At 75.2% G+C, this 15,649-nt stretch carries 15 protein-coding genes; 13 read left to right on the top strand and 2 right to left on the bottom strand.

Annotated features, from left to right (window positions below; translation table 11 throughout):
* The 8 genes from MN205_RS13875 to MN205_RS13830 form a co-directional block, all read left to right on the top strand.
* A partial coding sequence (locus MN205_RS13875) for an ABC transporter permease (RefSeq protein ID WP_242128235.1) occupies nucleotides 1–856 on the top strand: 856 nt, incomplete at its 5' end.
* Nucleotides 853–1,851, top strand: coding sequence for an ABC transporter permease (locus MN205_RS13870; protein ID WP_242128233.1), 999 nt, complete (start codon nucleotides 853–855; stop codon nucleotides 1,849–1,851). The genes MN205_RS13875 and MN205_RS13870, both read left to right, overlap by 4 nt.
* Nucleotides 1,848–2,711 carry an ABC transporter ATP-binding protein gene (locus MN205_RS13865; RefSeq protein ID WP_242128231.1) on the top strand — a complete coding sequence of 288 codons (864 nt, stop codon included), beginning with the start codon at nucleotides 1,848–1,850 and terminating at the stop codon, nucleotides 2,709–2,711. Before MN205_RS13870 ends, MN205_RS13865 begins: the two co-directional genes overlap by 4 nt.
* Complete coding sequence (locus MN205_RS20815) at nucleotides 2,708–3,583, top strand: ATP-binding cassette domain-containing protein (RefSeq protein WP_308220282.1); 876 nt, start codon at nucleotides 2,708–2,710, stop codon at nucleotides 3,581–3,583. Before MN205_RS13865 ends, MN205_RS20815 begins: the two co-directional genes overlap by 4 nt.
* Before the next feature lie 5 nt (nucleotides 3,584–3,588).
* Complete coding sequence (locus tag MN205_RS13845) at nucleotides 3,589–4,878, top strand: alpha/beta fold hydrolase (protein WP_242128385.1); 1,290 nt, start codon at nucleotides 3,589–3,591, stop codon at nucleotides 4,876–4,878.
* Nucleotides 4,875–6,308 carry an aminopeptidase P family protein gene (locus tag MN205_RS13840; protein ID WP_242128230.1) on the top strand — a complete coding sequence of 478 codons (1,434 nt, stop codon included), beginning with the start codon at nucleotides 4,875–4,877 and terminating at the stop codon, nucleotides 6,306–6,308. Before MN205_RS13845 ends, MN205_RS13840 begins: the two co-directional genes overlap by 4 nt.
* 165 nt (nucleotides 6,309–6,473) lie before the next feature.
* Nucleotides 6,474–9,077, top strand: coding sequence for a beta-L-arabinofuranosidase domain-containing protein (locus tag MN205_RS13835; protein WP_242128227.1), 2,604 nt, complete (start codon nucleotides 6,474–6,476; stop codon nucleotides 9,075–9,077).
* Between the two features lie 131 nt (nucleotides 9,078–9,208).
* On the top strand, nucleotides 9,209–9,556 hold the full coding sequence (locus tag MN205_RS13830) for a hypothetical protein (RefSeq protein ID WP_242128226.1): 348 nt from the start codon (nucleotides 9,209–9,211) through the stop codon (nucleotides 9,554–9,556).
* Nucleotides 9,557–9,577: 21 nt separating this feature from the next.
* On the opposite strand, the gene MN205_RS13825 is transcribed toward MN205_RS13830, so the two are convergent.
* Both MN205_RS13825 and MN205_RS13820 read right to left on the bottom strand, forming a co-directional pair.
* Nucleotides 9,578–10,561, bottom strand: coding sequence for an aldo/keto reductase (locus MN205_RS13825; RefSeq protein WP_242128224.1), 984 nt, complete (start codon nucleotides 10,559–10,561; stop codon nucleotides 9,578–9,580).
* Nucleotides 10,562–10,605: 44 nt separating this feature from the next.
* Nucleotides 10,606–11,109: a MarR family winged helix-turn-helix transcriptional regulator gene (locus MN205_RS13820; RefSeq protein WP_242128222.1), complete on the bottom strand. Its 504-nt coding sequence runs from the start codon at nucleotides 11,107–11,109 to the stop codon at nucleotides 10,606–10,608.
* A gap of 72 nt (nucleotides 11,110–11,181) precedes the next feature.
* On the opposite strand from MN205_RS13820, the gene MN205_RS20810 reads away from it, so the two are divergent.
* The 5 genes from MN205_RS20810 (at nucleotide 11,182) to MN205_RS13795 (ending at nucleotide 15,623) form a co-directional block, all read left to right on the top strand.
* The gene (locus MN205_RS20810; RefSeq protein WP_255819627.1) at nucleotides 11,182–11,472 is read left to right on the top strand and encodes a YceI family protein; all 291 of its coding nucleotides are present in this window, start codon (nucleotides 11,182–11,184) and stop codon (nucleotides 11,470–11,472) included.
* Between the two features lie 68 nt (nucleotides 11,473–11,540).
* Nucleotides 11,541–13,199, top strand: coding sequence for a GAF domain-containing SpoIIE family protein phosphatase (locus MN205_RS13810; protein ID WP_242128220.1), 1,659 nt, complete (start codon nucleotides 11,541–11,543; stop codon nucleotides 13,197–13,199).
* 84 nt (nucleotides 13,200–13,283) lie between these two features.
* A complete protein-coding gene (gene def / locus MN205_RS13805; RefSeq protein WP_374115943.1) occupies nucleotides 13,284–13,823 on the top strand; it encodes a peptide deformylase in 540 nt (179 codons plus the stop codon).
* Complete coding sequence (gene tsaD, locus MN205_RS13800) at nucleotides 13,820–14,878, top strand: tRNA (adenosine(37)-N6)-threonylcarbamoyltransferase complex transferase subunit TsaD (protein ID WP_242128216.1); 1,059 nt, start codon at nucleotides 13,820–13,822, stop codon at nucleotides 14,876–14,878. The genes def and tsaD overlap by 4 nt, the downstream gene beginning before the upstream one ends.
* 37 nt (nucleotides 14,879–14,915) lie before the next feature.
* Complete coding sequence (locus MN205_RS13795; protein WP_242128215.1) at nucleotides 14,916–15,623, top strand: tellurium resistance protein; 708 nt, start codon at nucleotides 14,916–14,918, stop codon at nucleotides 15,621–15,623.
* Nucleotides 15,624–15,649 lie beyond the last annotated feature (26 nt).

Here is a 15,649-nt window from a genome sequence, read left to right as displayed (position 1 = left end):
GCGGGACCCCGCCGCCGTCGCCTGCCTCGCCTACATCGCGGTCGTCGTCCTCGCCGCCGTGTTCGCCCCGCTCATCGTCAGGGTGAGCGGCTGGGGGCCCTACGAGTTCGACCAGAGCGCCGTCGACCCGGACCTCGGCGGCATGCCCGCCGGGCCCTGGGGCGGTGTCTCCTCGGAGCACTGGCTCGGCGTCGAGCCGGGCAGCGGCCGCGACATCTTCGCGCGCATCGTCTACGGCGCCCGCGTCTCCATGCTCATCGCGCTCAGCGCGACGCTCCTCACCACGGTGCTGGGCGTCGTCTTCGGCCTCCTCGCCGGGTACTTCGGGGGCCGCACGGACACGGTGATCTCCCGTGTCATGGAGTTCCTGATGGCGTTCCCCGCCCTCATCTTCATGATCGCGGTGCTGTCGGCGTTGCCGGCGGAGAACCGGGCGTTGCTCCTGGTCGTCGTCATCTCGGCCTTCGGGTGGCCCTACCTCGCGAGGATCGTGCGGGGGCAGACCATGTCGCTCAGGGAACGCGAGTTCGTCGAGGCGGCTCGCGCGTCGGGAGCCTCCCGCGCCCGCATCGTCTTCACCGAGATCCTGCCCAACCTGCGTTCGACGGTCCTGGTCATGGTCACCATGGCGGTCCCCGGGTACGTCGGCACGGAGGCGGGCCTGTCCTTCCTCGGCGTCGGTGTGGTGCCCCCGACCCCGTCCTGGGGCCAGATGATCGCCAGCTCCGTGCAGTGGTACTCCGTCGTCCCGACGTACTTCCTCTTCCCCGGTGCGTGCCTGTTCCTGCTCGTCCTGTCCTTCACGGTGCTGGGGGACCGCCTGCGAGCAGCCGTCGACCCCGGAGGGCGCTCGTGACCCGCTTCGTGGCCAGCCGCCTGCTCGGCATGGTCGTGGTCCTGTTCCTCGTCTGCCTGTTCACCTTCCTCGTGTTCTTCGCGCTCTCCCCCGATCCGGCGGTGCAGATCTGCGGGAAGAACTGCAGCCCGGATCGCATCGACCAGATCCGCGGGAACCTCGGGCTCGACCAGCCGTTCCTGACCCAGTTCACCCAGTTCCTCGCAGGTCTGGTCGCCGGCCGGGAGTACGGAGGTGGGACGAGCGTCGTCGAGTGCGCCGCCCCGTGCCTGGGCTACTCGTACCAGACCGCGCAGCTCGTCACGGACATGATCGTCCAGCGTCTGCCGGTCACCGTCGTGGTCGCCGTCGGCGCTGCCGTCCTGTGGCTGCTCGCCGGTGTCGTCGGCGGCCTGCTCAGCGCCGTGCGCGAGGGGCGCTTCGCCGACCGCTTCATCGCCTCCCTCACGCTGGGGGGGATGTCGGTCCCGAACTACGTCCTGGCCCTCGTCCTGCAGTACCTCCTCGTCGTGAAGCTCCGGGTGCTCCCGTTCCCGCAGGCGGTGTCCTTCACCGCCGACCCGGGCCAGTGGTTCCTGAACTTCATCCTGCCGTGGACGGTCCTGGCAGCCGGTTACGCGGCCACGTACACGCGTCTCACCCGCGCGAACGTCATCGACACCCTCGGCGAGAACTTCGTGCGGACGGCCCGGGCGAAGGGGCTGCGGCCCTCACTGGTGTGGCGCCGGCACGCCCTGCGGCCCGCGCTCACCCCCGTCATGACGCTCGCGGGGATGGACTTCGCGGGTCTGCTCGGCGGTGCCCTCATCACCGAGACGGTGTTCGGCATCAACGGGGTGGGCAAGCTCGCGGCGGACTCCATCACCAGCAACGACCAGCCGGTCATCATGGCCGTGACCCTGCTGGCCGCCTTCTTCGTCGTGGTGGGCAACGTCGTGGTGGACCTGGCGTACTCCGCGGTCGACCCCCGGGTCCGGGTGGGGGTGGCGGCGTGATCGCGGACGAGACGCTCCTGCGCGTGCGGGACCTGACGGTGTCCTTCCCGGTGGGGCGGCGGGACGTCCCCGTCGTCCAGGGCCTGGACCTCGAACTGGGCAAGGGCCGGACCCTGGGGATCGTGGGGGAGTCCGGCTCCGGCAAGTCGATGACGAGCCTGGCCGTCATGGGCCTGCTGCCACCGCGGGCCGCGGTCACCGGCAGCATCGTCTTCGACGGGACGGAGCTGGTCGGGGCCGGCGAGCGCCGTCTGCGGTCGATCCGCGGTGATCGCATCGCCATGGTCTTCCAGGACCCGCTGTCCTGCCTGAACCCCTACTACACCGTGGGTACCCAGATCGCCGAGGCGTACCGCTCGCACCGCACCGGCGTCAGTCGCCGGCAGGCGAGGAAGGTGGCCGTCGAGGCCATGGAGCGCGTGCACATCCGCCACGCCGCGCGACGGGTCGACGAGTACCCGCACCAGTTCTCCGGGGGCATGCGGCAACGCGTGATGATCGCCATGGCGCTGTGCACCGATCCGGAGCTGATCATCGCCGACGAGCCGACGACGGCGCTCGACGTGACGGTGCAGGCGCAGATCCTCGACCTGCTGGAAGAGGTGCGGCAGGAGTCCGGGGCTGCCCTCGTGCTCATCACCCACGACCTCGCCGTCGTCAGCCGGGTCGCCGAGGAGATCGTGGTCATGCGTTCCGGGGTCGTCGTGGAGCGCGGCACGGCCCGCGAGGTGTTCTCCGACCCCCGGCACGAGTACACCCGCGCGCTCCTCGACGCGGTCCCCCGGATCGACGACCGGATCGAGGACCTGCGGGCGGTGCCGCGTGCCGGACGGACGACGAGCGGGAGCGTGGTGCGGTGAACCGCGAATCCGGACGGACGCCGCTGCTGCGGGCGGTGGACCTGCGCAAGGACTTCCCCGTGGCCGGCAGCGGTGGTCTGCTGAGACGGCCCCGGACCTTCACCGCCGTGGACGGGGTGAGCTTCGACCTGCACGCGGGGGAGACCCTCGCCCTCGTCGGGGAGTCGGGGTCGGGCAAGTCGACCACGGCGCGGCTCGCGTCCCGGCTCGTCGACGTCACCTCCGGGACGGTCCTGCTCGACGGGACCGACGTCACCCGCGCCACGGGGCAGCAACTCGCCCGGGTGCGGCGCACCGTGCAGGTGGTGTTCCAGGACCCCTTCTCGTCCCTGAACCCGCGGCACACCGTCGAGCGGATCGTCACCGCACCCCTGCGCTACCAGGGGCGTGCCGTCCCCGGCGGCGCGCGGGCCTTCACGCGGGGCCTCATGGAACGGGTCGGGCTGAACCCCGACCACAGCGAGCGCTACCCCTCGCAGTTCTCCGGCGGGCAGGCCCAGCGCATCGGCATCGCCCGGGCGCTGGCCGTGCGCCCGCGCGTCCTGGTGTGCGACGAGGCGGTGTCGGCGCTCGACGTGTCGGTGCAGGCCCAGATCATCGACCTGCTGCGGTCCCTGCAGGCCGAGGAGGGCTTCGCGTGCCTGTTCATCGCCCACGACCTCGCCGTCGTGCGGCAGATCGCCACGAGCGTGGCGGTCATGACCCAGGGGCGCATCGTCGAGGCCGGTGCCCGCGACGACGTCTTCGACCGGCCGCAGGACGACTACACCACCTCGCTGCTGCGAGCCGTTCCCCGCATCCCGGCCGAGTGGGACGCCGAACGACGCGAACGCGCCGCCCAGCGGGCCGCGGGGACGGTGGGAACCCGTTGAACGGCGTGGACGTCATCGAGTACGCCCTGCCCGGCGCCCGGGTGCGGGAGTTCACCGTGCCCGTCCCCCTCGACTGGGAGGACCCCACCGGCCGGGGGATCGAGGTGTTCGTCCGCGAGCTCGTCGACCCCGAGCGCCGCCGGGACGACCTGCCGCTGCTGACCTACCTGCAGGGCGGACCGGGAGGAGCGAACCCCCGCCCCACGGCCGTCGACGGCTGGCTGGCCGAGGCGCTGACCGAGTACCGCGTCGTCATGGTCGACCAGCGCGGGACGGGACGCAGTTCGCCCGTCGACGGGGACACCGTGAGCGCACTCACGGGGCCCGGCGCGGCAGCGGGGTACCTGCTGCGTTTCCGCGCCGACTCCATCGTCCGCGACCTCGAGCACGTGCGCCGCACCTGCTACGACGGCCGCCGGTGGGCGACCCTCGCCCAGAGCTACGGCGGCTGGCTCACGCTGACCTACCTCTCGACCGCGCCCGAGGGGCTGGCCGCGTGCTACGTGTGCGGCGGGATCCCCGGACTCCCGCCGGACCCCGCGGAGGTGTACCGCCGCACGTTCGGCCGCGTCGAGTCCAAGACCCGGCAGTTCTACGAGCGGTTCCCGCAGGACGTGGCGGCCGTCGCGCGGATCGCCGACCACCTCGCGGAGACCGCGGTCACCCTCCCCGACGGCTCGCCCCTGTCGGTGCGCCGCTTCCAGACGCTCGGCCAGGAGCTCGGGTTCGGTCAGGGAGCCCAGCGGCTGCACTGGCTGGTGTCCGAGGCCTTCTCGGCCGCGGGACGGCTGACGGGAGCGTTCCTGGAGGCCGCGCTCGTCAAGACGTCCACCGCGGGCAACCCGCTCTTCTGGACGCTGCAGGAGAGCATCTACGGCGACGGCGGCAACGGCCCGTTCCGGTGGGCGGCCCAGCGGGAGCGGGACCGCCGGCCGCGGTTCGCGGAGGACCAGCGCCCCCTCCTGTTCACCTCGGAGATGGCCTTCCCCTGGATGTTCCGGGAGGTGCGGGCCCTGCGGCCCTTCGCCCGGGCCGCCGAGGAGCTGGCCGAGGTGAGCGAGTGGTCCGCTCTGTACGACCCGGCCAGGCTGGCCGCCAACGAGGTGCCGCTGGCGGCCGCCGTCTACGCCGACGACGTCTTCGTCGACGCCGGCCTGCAGTGGGACACGCTGGCCGCGGTGGGGTCCAGCCGGCACTGGACCACCAACGAGCACGAGCACGACGGCATCCGCGACGGGACGGTCTTCCGGCGGCTGCGGAACATGGTCCGGGACGTGGGAGGAGAGCACCGGTGAACCCCCTGGGAGAGCGCACGAGGGCGGACCTGCCGCCGTACGCGCGGACGCGGCCCCCGCGGCTGGCCGAGGCGAGCGACGGCTTCCTCGCCGGCATCGCCCACGGCTGGGGTGAGCGGGTGGTCCCGGCGCCCGTCGAGCCCGCCGCGGCCCGTGCCGCCGCGGAGCACCGGGGGCGCCTGAGCGCGCTGTTCCCGGGCCGCACGCTGGTCATCGCCTCGGGGCACGCCGCACCGCGCAACGGCGACGCCGACCACCCCTTCCGGGCCCACAGCGACTTCGTGTGGGCGACGTCCTGCCAGCTCGAGGGCGGTGTCCTCGTCATGCACGCGCGCCCGGGGGGCCACGACGCCGTCCTGCACGTGCCCGCCCCCGCACGTCCCGGCGAGCGCGACTTCCACGCCAGCGCCGCGCACGGGGAGCTGTGGGTGGGGCCGTCGGCGGGACTGCCCGAGTGGAGCGCGGCCCTCGACCTGCCGGTGCTCGACGTCTCGGGACTCACCCTCCCGCCGGGTGCGCTGACGGCCGGAGCGCCGCTGCGCGGTGCCGGCACCCCCGTGGCCGGGTCCGGGGAGCTGCCCCGGGCCCTGTCCGACCTGCGCCGCGTCAAGGACGAGTGGGAGGTCCAGCAGTTGCGGGTGGCGGTCGACCGCACCGTCGAGGGCTTCGCCGCCGTCGCCCGCGAGGTGCCCCTGGCCGTCAGGGACGGCCTCGGTGAGCGCTGGCTGCAGGGGACGTTCGACAGGTACGCCCGCACCTTCGGCAACGGGCCCGGCTACAGCACCATCGTCGGCTCCGGACCGCACGCGCCGGTGCTGCACTGGGTCCGCTGCGACGGCGACGTCCTCCCCGGGCAGCCGCTGCTGCTGGACATGGGCGTGGAGACGACGACGCTCTACACCGCCGACGTCACCCGGACCATCCCCGTCGGCGGCGGGTTCACGCCGGCCCAGCGGGCCGTCCACGACCTCGTCGAAGCCGCCCACCGCGCCGGGATGGACAGGGTGCGTCCCGGTGCCTGGTTCTCCGACTTCCACTTCGCGTCGATGGAGGTCCTCGCCCGGGGACTGCACGACTGGGGGTTGCTGCCCGTCTCCGTCGACGAGGCCCTCTCCCCGGCCGGGCAGCAGCACCGCCGCTACATCGTGTGCGGCGTCGGGCACCACCTCGGTCTCGACGTGCACGACTGCGGCGCCTCGGAGTACGAGGAGTACCACGGCGCGCCGCTGGAGCCGGGCATGGTCCTGACCGTCGAACCGGGCCTGTACTTCCACGCGCACGACGAGACGGTCCCCCCGGAGCTGCGGGGCATCGGCGTCCGCCTCGAGGACGACCTCCTGGTCACCGCCGACGGGCAGGAGGTCCTGTCCGGCGCGCTGCCCGTCGATGCCGCGGGCCTGGAGGAGTGGGCCCGGTCGGCGGCCGGCTGACGCCCGGCTCCCACCGTCCCCCGCCACCGACGCCCTGGAACCGGAACCTCGAGACCGAACGGAATCCCCGTGCCACTCACGACGCCAGCCGCCGCAGCGGCCGCTCTCGGCGCTGCCCGGCCGCGGACAGCACCCGCCGCGGCACCGCGCGCGCTCGCCGTCCCCGTGCGCCACGTCGAGCTGCTGCCCGGCGTGGAGTCGCGCAGCAGGGACCAGGTGCTGCACCTGGCTCGCACCTACCCGGTGGACCGCGTCCTGGCCGTCTTCCGCGCCAACGCCGGCCTCGACACCCGGGGAGCCGAACCGCCGGGGGCCTGGGAGGACCACGGCCACCCCGACGAGCGCGCGTGGAACGAGGCCGACTACCCCGGCGTGGAGTCGGCCTCGACGGCCAACCTGCTGCGCGGGCACTACGCGGGCCACTTCCTGTCCACGCTCGCGCTCTCGCACGCGGTGACGGGGGAGGAGGTGTTCCGCAGCAGGGCACACGAGGTCGTGGCGGGGCTGGCGGAGGTGCAGGCCGCGCTGGCGGCCACGGGGCGCTTCAGCCACCCCGGTTTCCTGGCGGCCTACGGCGAGTGGCAGTTCTCCCGGCTGGAGGAGCTGGCGCCCTACGGTGAGATCTGGGCGCCGTACTACACGTGCCACAAGGTCCTCGCAGGGCTCCTCGACGCGCACGAGCACACCGGCAGCGAGCAGGCCCTGGACGTCGCCGTCGCCGTGGCGCGCTGGGTGAGCGCACGGATCGCCCGGCTCGACCGGGCGCACCTGCAGCGCATGTGGTCCCTCTACATCGCCGGCGAGTTCGGCGGCATGGGGGAGAGCCTCGTCAAGCTCCACCGGGTCACCGGCGACGAGTCGCTCCTCGACGCCGCGGCGGCCTTCGAGGTGGACCGGGTGCTGGAGGCCGCGCTGGACGGCCGCGACGTGCTCGACGGCCTGCACGCCAACCAGCACCTGCCCATGCTCGTCGCCCACCTCGAGCAGTACGAGGTCACCGGTGACGTCCGCTACCTCGACGCCGTGCGCGTGCTGTGGGACCAGCTCGTGCCCGGCCGCACCTTCGCCCACGGGGGGACGGGAGAGGGCGAGCTGTGGGGGCCGCCCGGCACGGTCGCCGGGTTCATCGGCCGCCGCAACGCGGAGTCCTGCGCCACCTACAACCTGCTGAAGATCGCGCGGTACCTGTTCGAGCACACGCTGGACGTGAGGTACGCCGACTACCTCGAACGCGCGGCGCTCAACCACATCACCGGTTCCCGCGCCGACGTGGACTCGGACACCAGCCCCGAGGTGCTGTACATGTTCCCCGTCGACCCGGGGGCGCTCCGGGAGTACGGCAACGTGGGGACCTGCTGCGGCGGCACGGGGCTGGAGAGCCACGTCAAGCAGACCGAAGCGGTCTGGTTCGCCTCCGCCGGCGAGGGGACGCCCGTGCTGCACCTCGCGCGGTACGTCCCCTCCCGGCTGACGGTGCCCGAGCTCGGCGGCACGCTGACGCTCGCGACCCGCTACCCGCGCGAGGGGGCGGTGTCGGTGCGGTGCGACCTCGAGGGGGAGCTGGAACTGCGCCTGCGGATCCCGGAGTGGGCCCGCGGCACGTCGTCCTGGCGACTGCGGGTCTGCGGTGCCGACGCCGCCGACCCGGCCGAGCAGGACGGTTTCGCCGTGGTCCGCCGCACGTTCGCCCGTGGTGACGTCGTCGACGTGGACTTCGCGCTGCCCGTGCGGCTCGAGCCGACCCCCGACGACCCCGCCGTCGTGAACCTGCAGCGCGGGCCGTCGGTGCTGCTCGCGCGCGACGACCGGACCACGATGCTGGAGGTCGCCCCGGCGGGCCACCGCCTGCTCGACGGCACCATCGACCACGTCGCCCTGCCCGACGGCGGCGTCAGCGCGCTGGGCCTGACGTTCGAACCCGCCTGGTCCGGCGGCTCGGCGCGCCACCACACCTACCTGAGGGCGGTCGACACCGTGATCGCCTTCCACGGCAGCCCGACCAGCGTGCCGAACCGCCGGGGGCAGGACGGCTGGTCGTTCCTCGGAGCGCTGTGGGGGCACGCCCCGTTCGCGAGCTTCACCGAGTTCGCGCGGGCCGTGCACGCCGAGGCGGTTCGCGCGGTGTCCACCGGCCTCCTGTCGACGGCCGAAGCCGGTGACGTCCTCGCGGCGGCCGCCGCCAGCACCCTCGACTCGCCCCCAGCGCCGCGCACGAGCGCCGGCGTCGGCGCCCTCGCCGGCTGGGGGCCCCTGCCCGCCGGGGTGGTGGCGGCACCCGCCGTGCGGGTCCGCGTCCTCGGGGAACGCTCCCCGTCCGGCTGGTACACCACCACCCCCTCGATCGTCGCTCAGGTGGAGCCGGACGCGGCGTCGGAGGTGTCCGTCGACGGAGGCGCCTGGGCCCTCGCTGGCGCACCGCTCGAGGTGGCGGACGGGGTCCACCACGTCCGCGCCCGGGCGCTCGGCCCGGCGAGCACCGCACCGGTCGCGGAGGCCCGCGTCGCCGTGGACACCCGGCCGCCGGCCGTGGACGTGCGGGTCCGTCCCCTCGGCGCGACCGGTGTCCAGGTCACGGTCGAGGCGCAGGACGAGACGTCCGGCGTCGACCGGATCCACTGGCGGACGCCGGAGACGTTCTGGGCGGTCTACCAGGAGCCGTTCACGCGGCAGCTCCGCGAGGACGAGCAGGTGCTCGAGGTGATCGCCTCCGACCGGGCGGGCAACGTCACGCGGACGCACCGGGTCGTGCTGCCCCCGGCCGGTCCCTGACGCGGTGCTGCCTCCCCCCGCGGGGCCACCACCGCCTCGACCACCACAGGTGCGGGGGAGGGCAGGGCCACAGGGGTGAGGCGGGTGGGCAGCGGGTGCGATCAACGGGCCGGCGGTGCTACCCAGGGGAGGTGAGACCCCGTCGTCACCCGGTCCCGGTGGGCCGCCGCGTCCTCCTCGTCCGCGCGCTGCTGCGCGGGCTGTGGCTCGGCGGCGGCCTGACCGCGGTGGCCGCCGCCGCCCTGGTGTGGGGCGCTGCGCTGGACGCCGCCACGACCGGGCGCGGAGCGGGCCTCGTGCTCGCCCTGCTGCCGCTGCTCGCGGCGACGCCGCTGGGCGCGCTGCTCGGCGCCGCGCTCGCCGTGGCGGGTGCCGTCACCGTGCTGACCCTGGCGCGCGGGCGGGTGCCGCGGCACCCGTCACGGGTGCTGCTCGCCGCCCTCGTGGCGCGCGGCGAGCAGCAGCGCCCCGTGCGCTGAGGAACCCTCAGCGCGGGCGCGTCACCAGCGGCCGTGCACGTGCTCGCGCACCAGCTCGTCGTACACCTCGCGCACCGCGCGCTGCTGCTCCCCGGTCGGCGCCGGCAGGTCCGCGGCGGCGGCGTTGCGGCGCGCCTGCTCGCCGTTGCGGGCGCCGGGGATGACGACGCTCACGCCGGGCTGCTCCACGACCCAGCGCAGCGTGGCGCCGGCCAGCGGCGCGTCGCCGAACACGTCCGACAGCCGCCGCGCGGCCTGCACTCCCACCTCGAACGGCACCCCCGCGAACGTCTCGCCGACGTCGAACGCGGAACCGTCGCGGTTGTAGGTGCGGTGGTCGTCGGCGGAGAACGTGGTGCTCTCGTCGTACTTGCCCGACAGCAGTCCCGACGCCAGCGGGACCCGCACCACGACGCCCACGCCGGCCTCCGCGGCGGCGGGCAGGAACTCGGTGACCGGCTTGAGCCGCAACGGGTTCAGGATGATCTGCACGCTCGCCACGTTCGGGCGGGCCACCGCGGCCAGGCCCTCGGCGACCGTCTCCACCGACACCCCGTACGCGGCGGTGCGGCCCTCCTGCACCAGCGTGTCCAGGGCGTCGAACACCGCGTCCGTGGCGTACACGTCCGGCGGCGGGCAGTGCAGCTGCACCAGGTCCAGCGTGTCCACGCCCAGGTTCTCGCGGCTGCGGTCGTTCCAGGCGCGGAAGTTCTCCAGGGAGTACGCGCCCGCGACGTGCGGGTCGGCGCGCCGGCCCATCTTCGTGGCGACGGTGATCCCGTTCGCGCCGCTCTCGCGCAGGAACCGCCCCACCAGGCGTTCGCTGCGCCCGTCGCCGTACACGTCCGCGGTGTCCAGGAACGTCACACCCGCGTCCACGGCCGCGGCCAGCGTGCCCAGCGCGTCGTCCTCGCCGACCGACCCCCAGTCACCGCCGAGCTGCCAGCAGCCCAGCCCCACGACACCGACCTGCCGGCCGGTCCTGCCCAGCGTCCTCGTCTGCACCCGCCGAACCCTACGCACGACCCGCCCGTGGCGCAGGGCGGCGCTCAGTCCGCCGAGGCCGTGAACCGCGAGTGCGGGTCCAGCCGGGTGAGCACCCGCCCGCCCAGCTGCTCCAGCGCCGCGACGTCCTCGTCCTCCAGCGCGTCGAACACCAGGCGCCGCACCGCCTCCACGTGGCCGGGGGCCGTCCCGTCGATCTTGTCCCGGCCCTCGGCGGTGAGGACGGCGAACTGCCCGCGGCCGTCCGCGGGATCGGCCTCGCGGCGCACCCAGCCGCGCTCCTCCAGCTTGCGCACCACGTGCGAGACGCGCGGGGCGGAGGAGTTCGTGCGGGCGGCGACCTCGCTCATCCGCAACCGGCCGTGCGACGACTCCGACAGCATCGCCAGGACCATGTACCCGGTGAGGGTGAGGTCGGCGTCGCGCTGCAGCTGCGAGTCCAGCGCCGCCGGCAGCAGCGTGACGACCGCCGCCAGCTTCAGCCACGCGCGCCGCTCGTCCGCGTCCAGCCAGCGCGGCGGCGCAGCCGGTTCCCCCTGCTCGTCCACCACCTCATCGTAGGAGTGGTTGCCCCGCGACACGTCCCGCCGGTGGACAGCCGCCGACGGACGGGGAGCGCCGTGACCACCACCTCCAGCACCACCGGCGCCGCCCGCCCGCCCGCCGCCGCGGCCACCACCCCCACCGGAGCCGCCACCCTGCCCGGCGCCCTGGGGATCGCCGGGCGGGAGCGGGCCGTCGAGGTGCCCGCCACCGTCGAGCGCACCGCCGCGGGGGAGGTCACCGTCACCGGCGCCGCACCCGTCACCTGGTCCGACTTCGGCGTGCGGGCCCCCGACCTGGGGTTCGTCTCCGTCGAGGACACCGGCACGGTCGAGTTCGCCGTCACCGTCACCGCCACCCCCGCCTGACGCCCCGCCCGCCGCGGGATCGGCCGGAAGGACTGCGCCGCCCCGCGCCCCGGGCCTAGGTTCTGGCTGTGGAACCGGCGGCGGGCGGGGACGCGCCCCTGCTGAGGGCGCTGCAGGAGGTGTCCGACGGCACCGTCGTGCTCGACGCCGAGCACTGGCGCGTCGTGCACGCCGACGCCGCCGGCGCCGCCGTGCACGGTCTGCGCGCCGCCGACGTGCAGGGGCGGCTGCTGGGCGAGGTGCTCCCCGCGGTGGCCGGCTCGGAGTTCCTGCGGCTGCTGGAGCGCGCCCGCACCGGGGACGGGCCGGTGGAGTGGACCGGTCCCGCGCCCGGCACCGGCCTGCCCGTGCAGGTCCGCGCCCGGCGCCTCGACGGGCACGTGCTGTGCGCCTACCGCGACGTCAGCCGCGAGCAGGCCCTGCGGCGCGAGCGCGACCAGCTGACCCGGTCCCTGCACGAGACCGTCGAGCGCACCTCCCGGCTGCTCGCCCTGGCCGAGGCGCTGACCGCCACCACCACCGTCACCGACGTCGCCCGCGTCGTCGTGGACACCGCCCGTTCCGTGTTCGGCGCCGCCCACGCCGGGCTGTCGGTCGTGGACGCCGAGCGCGGCGTGCTGCGCACCCCGTTCCTGGAGGAGCTGGCGCCCGGCGGCCTGGAGCAGTGGGAGGACCTGCCGCTGGGTGGGCCCGGCCCCGGCACCGCCGCCCTGCGCGAGCAGCGGCCCCGCTTCGAGGACGGCGACGCGCTGCGCGAGCGCTACCCCGAGCTGGCCGCGCGCTGGGAGGCCGCCGACGTCAGCTACCTGGCCGCCGTGCCGCTCGTCGCCGCCGGGCGCGGCGTCGGGCTGGTCACCCTCGTCTGGTCCGGCGGGAACCACCTGCGCCCCGAGCACCGCACCCTGCTGGAGGCGTCCACCTCCTACGCCACCCAGGCCCTGCAGCGGGCGCTGCTGCTCACCGAGCGCACCGAGGTCGCCCGCACCCTCCAGCGCGCCATGCTCACCGCCGAGCTGCCCCAGCCCGACGACCTGCACCTCGCCGCCCGCTACCTGCCCGCGCACGCCGGCGCCCAGGTCGGCGGCGACTGGTACGACGTGCTCCTGCTGCCCGGCGGCGCCACCCTGCTCGTCATCGGCGACGTCGCCGGCCACGACGTCGTCGCCGCCGCCGCGATGGGGCAGCTGCGCATCGCGCTGCGCGCCCTGGCCGTGGACCGCGACGAGACCCCCGCCCGGCTGCTGGAGCGGCTCGAGGCCGTCGTCGCCTCCCTCGGTGGCGAGCCCCTCCTCGCCAGCTGCCTCGTCGGCCGCGTCGAGCAGACCGCCGCCGACCGCGCCGCCGGCCGCCGCGTCCTGCGGTGGGCGTGGGCGGGGCACCCGCCGCCGCTGCTCGTGCACGCCGACGGGCGGGTGGACGTGCTGCGCGCCGAGCCCGACGTGCTCCTGGGGGTGCCCGGCGCCGGCGAGAGCACCCGCCGGCGCAGCGACCACCGCGCCGAGCTGCCCACCGGCAGCACCCTGCTGCTCTACACCGACGGGCTCGTCGAGCGCCGCGACGCCGACCTCGACGCCGGCGTGGAACGGCTGCGCGCCGCCGCCACCGCGCTCGCCGGCGCCCCCGGCGACGCCCTGGCCGAGGCCCTCGACCGGCTGCTGAGCGACGCCGCGCCCGCCGGCGGCGACGACGTCGCCGTCCTCGCTGTCCGCTTCGGCGCCCAGCGCTGACGCGCCCGCCGGGGCCGGCGCCTACGATCGTCGCTCGTGAGCGAGCAGGAGCAGCACGGGCAGCACGAGCAGCACGAGCCGGTCGTGTTCGAGGGGCGCACCGGGGCGGTGCACCCCGTCACCACCTACGGCACGCCCGTCCTGCACCGCCGCTGCACCGAGGTCACCGCCTTCGACGACGACCTCGCCCAGCTCGTCGCCGACATGTTCGCCTCCATGGCCGCCGCCGACGGCGTGGGCCTGGCCGCCAACCAGATCGGCGTGGACGCGCGCGTGTTCGTCGTCGACTGCCCCGACGAGGACGGCGAGCACGTCGTCGCCCACGTCGTGAACCCCGTCCTGCACCTGCCCACCGGCCGCAAGCGCCGCCTCGACGTCGACGACGAGGGGTGCCTGTCGGTGCCCGGGCAGTACGCCGAGCTGGGCCGCCCGGACCGCTCCGAGGTCACCGGCGTCGACGTGCACGGCGAGCCGGTGCGCATCGTCGGCACCGGCCTGCTGGCCCGCTGCCTGCAGCACGAGGTCGACCACCTGGAGGGCGTCGTCTACGTGGACCGGCTGCCCGCCGGCGAGCGCGTGGAGGTCCTCACCGCCGCCGGCCTGCCCACCGAGCCGCGCCGGTGAGCCGCACCAGCCCCGTCGTCCTGGGCATCGAGTCCAGCTGCGACGAGACCGGCGCCGGCCTGGTCAGCGACGGCGTCCTGCTCGGCGACGCCCTGGCCTCCAGCATGGACGCCCACGCCCGCTACGGCGGCGTCGTCCCCGAGGTCGCCGCCCGCGCCCACCTGGAGGCGATGGTCCCCGTCGTGCGGCAGGCCCTGGACGCCGCCTCGCTGGACCTCGCGGACGTCGACGCCGTCGCCGTCACCGCGGGGCCCGGCCTGTCCACCGCCGTGCAGGTGGGGCTGGCCTCCGCGAAGGCGCTCGCGTTCGCGATCGGCAAGCCGCTGTACGGGGTGCACCACCTCGCCGGGCACGCCGCCGTCGACGTCCTCGAGCACGGGCCGCTGCCGCAGCGGTGCGTCGCGCTCGTCGTCTCCGGCGGGCACACCTCCCTGCTGCTGCTCGGCGACCTGGGCCGCGACCCGGTCGTGCACCTGGGCGACACCACCGACGACGCCGCCGGGGAGGCGTTCGACAAGGTCGCCCGCGTCCTGGGCCTGGGCTACCCGGGCGGGCCGGCGATCGACCGCGCCGCCCGCGACGGCGACCCGCGCGCCATCGCCTTCCCCCGCGCCCTGTCCCGCCCCCAGGACCCCGCCTACGGGTTCTCCTTCTCCGGCCTGAAGACCGCGGTGGCGCGCTGGGTGGAGGCGCGCACCGACGCCGGCGGCGAGGTGCCGGTGGCGGACGTGGCCGCATCCTTCCAGGAGGCCGTCGCCGACGTCCTGACCCGCAAGGCGGTGGCCGCCTGCCGCGAGCACGGCGTGGACGCGCTGCTGCTCGTCGGCGGGGTCGCCGCGAACACCCGGGTGCGCTCGCTGGCCGAGGAGCGGTGCGCGGCCGCCGGGATCCAGCTGCGGGTGCCGCCGGTGCGGCTGTGCACCGACAACGGCGCCATGATCGCCGCCGTGGGCGACCTGCTGGTGCGGGCCGGGGCGCCCGCCTCCCCGCTGTCCCTGGCCGCCGACCCGTCGGCGCCGCTGACGGGGGCGCTGCTGGCCGGACCCTGGGGCTGAGCGGGCACTCCCCGCCCGTGCGGCTCGTTGACGGGCCGTGGCCATCGAATACTCGAAGAAGCGCAACGAGCCGGACCCCGCGCCCTCCGGCGGCGCCGGCGGCGGGGTCTCCCTCAGCAAGGTGACGCTGACGAAGGCGGCGCCGAAGGTGTCGCTGACGAAGTCCGGCGGCGCCGGCGGCACCGTGAAGGTCCACCTGGCCTGGGACGCCCGCCCCGCGCAGGCCCCCTCCGGCGGTGGCGGGTTCCTCGCCAAGCTCAAGCAGGCCGCCACCGGCGCCTCCGGGGGCATCGACCTCGACCTCGGCGCCCTGTACGAGTTCACCGACGGCTCCAAGGGCGTCGTCCAGGCCCTGGGCAACGCCTTCCGCGACCGCGGACCCGGTGAGCCGCTGGTGTGGCTGGACGGCGACGACCGCACCGGCGGCGGCGGCGAGAACCTCTACGTGGACCTGCGCGACCCGGCCCGCCTGAAGCGGGTCCTGGTGTTCGCGTTCATCTACGAGGGCGTGCCGAACTGGGCGGCCGCGGACGGCGTGGTGACGCTGAAGCCGGCCAGCGGCCCGGAGATCGAGGTGCGCCTCGACGAGCACGACGACCGCTCGCCGATGTGCGCGATCGCGCAGATCGTCTCCGACGGGCGCGAGGTCTCCGTGCAGCGCGAGGTCCGCTACGTGCAGGGCGGCCAGCAGGCCCTCGACGAGGCGTACGGCTGGGGCATGCGCTGGCAGACCGGCCGCAAGTGACCGGCTGAACCCCCTCCCCCTCCCCG

The organism is Kineococcus sp. TRM81007 (assembly GCF_022669155.1).
In the GTDB taxonomy this organism is placed as follows: domain Bacteria; phylum Actinomycetota; class Actinomycetes; order Actinomycetales; family Kineococcaceae; genus Kineococcus.
The sequence above is the reverse complement of the archived record's forward strand: the minus strand, read 5'-3'. Positions and strand labels throughout refer to the sequence as shown.